General features: G+C 77.8%; 1 protein-coding gene. It reads right to left on the reverse strand.

Features of this window, described 5'->3' with window-relative positions:
• On the reverse strand, window positions 1–1,876 hold a 1,876-nt coding region (locus tag BGM09_RS02330; protein WP_188279668.1), incomplete at both ends, for an SDR family oxidoreductase.

The following is a 1,876-nucleotide window of genomic DNA, read 5'->3' on the forward strand; positions in this document are numbered from 1 at the left end:
CCCGCTGGAGGCCGCGCGGGCCCGCAGCCCGGTCAGGTCCCAACGGGCCGCCACCGTACGGCCGCCCGCCAGGTCGGCGGCCAGCGCCGCGTCGAAGAGCGCCAGACCCTCCTCCTGGCCGAGCGGCAGCGTGCCGATCCGTGCCAGCCGCGCCTGGTCCACCGCGCTCAGCGCCGTGGCCATCCCGGCCTCCGCGGACCACAGGCCCCACGCGACCGAGGTCGCGGGCAGCCCCGCCGCCCTGCGGTGGACGGCCAGCGCGTCCAGGAAGCCGTTGGCGGCGGCGTAACCCGCCTGCCCCGCGGTCCCGAGCACGCCCGCCACGGACGAGTACAGAACGAACGCCGTCAGCGGCAGGTCCGCGGTCAGCTCGTGCAGCAGCCACGCCGCGTCCGCCTTGGGCCGCAGCACATTCCCCAGCCGCTCACCGTCGAGCCGCGCGACCACGCCGTCGTCGAGCACGCCCGCGGTGTGCACCACCGCGGTCAGCGGCTTGTCGTCCGCGATCGAGTCCAGCACCGCGGTCAGCGCCGCCCGGTCCGCCACGTCGCAGGCCGCGACCCGTACGGCCGCGCCGCGCGCTTCGAGCGCGGTGACCAGCTCGTCGGCCCCTTCGGCCGCCGGGCCGCGCCGTGAGACCAGGAGCAGGTCCCGTACGCCGTGCCGTGCCACGAGGTGCGCGGCCAGGCGCGCGCCGAGTCCGCCGGTACCGCCGGTGATCAGGACCGTGCCAGTGCCGAGGGGGCCGTGCGGCTCGCTCTCCTGCACGGCGGCCGTCGGGCGGAGGGTGAGCCGGGGGACCAGCAGGGCGCCGTCGCGGACCGCCGTCTGCGGCTCCGACCGCTCCAACGCGGCTGCCAGCAGCGGCCATTCGTCCGGCGCCGTACCGCTCGCGTCGGCCAGGGCGAAGGCGTCGGGGTGCTCGGTCTGGGCCGACCTGATCAGGCCCCAGAGCGGGCCGCCGGTCAGCGCGTCGGGGTCGGCGAGGAAGAGCAGCCGGGTGCCGGCCAGTTCGGGGTCGGCGACGCGTCGCCGTACGAGGTCCAGGGTGTCCGCGAGGACGCGGCGCACGGTTGCGGGAAGGTCGCCGGACGCTGCCGGGGCCTCGGGCGCCGGGATGACCAGCACCGCCGGGGCCGCGCCCGTGCGGGGGGTGTCGAGGCCGGCGAGCACCGACGCGGGGCGGCCGGAGGAGCGCAGGGCCGCGGCGACGGGTTCCGCGGCGTCGGAGCCGAGCACCGCCCAGGGTGCGGCCTCCTCCGGAGAGGGGGAAGGGGACGGGGACGGGGCGGCCGGGACCCAGGCGATGTCGTACAGGCCGATGTCCCGGGGCGACGTGGTCGCCGTGAGGCCGAAGCCCTCGGGGGCGTTGCGCATGCTCACCGTCACCTCGCCCACCGGGCGGCCCGCGGTGTCGGACAGGGACATCCGGGTGCCGTCGCCGGAGGCGTCGCTCGCGGTGAGCCGGACGCGCAGGGCGTCGGTTCCGGGGGCGGGGACGGTGACGGAGGTGAAGGAGAAGGGGACGGGGCGGCCCGCCGAGGAGGCGTTCCTGGCGTCCAGGACGAGGATGTGCAGGGCGGCGTCGAGCAGGGCCGGGTGCACGGTGAAGTCGGCCGCGGCGGACCGTACGTCGTCGGGCAGGCTGACCTCCGCGTAGAGGTCGTCGCCCGCACGCCAGGCGCCGGTGAGGCCCTGGAAGGCGGGACCGTAGCCGTAACCCGCGGCGGCGAGCCGCCCGTACACGTCGGTGAGGTCGACCGCCTCGGCTCCGGCCGGCGGCCAGAGCGCGGCCCAGCCGTCGTCGGGCGCGTCGTCGGGGGCGGCGTCGGCCGAGGCCGTGAGGTGGCCGGTGGCGTGCGCCGTCCACGGCGCG

The sequence above is a fragment of the Streptomyces sp. CBMA29 genome (genome assembly GCF_014596445.1).
Lineage (GTDB): Bacteria > Actinomycetota > Actinomycetes > Streptomycetales > Streptomycetaceae > Actinacidiphila.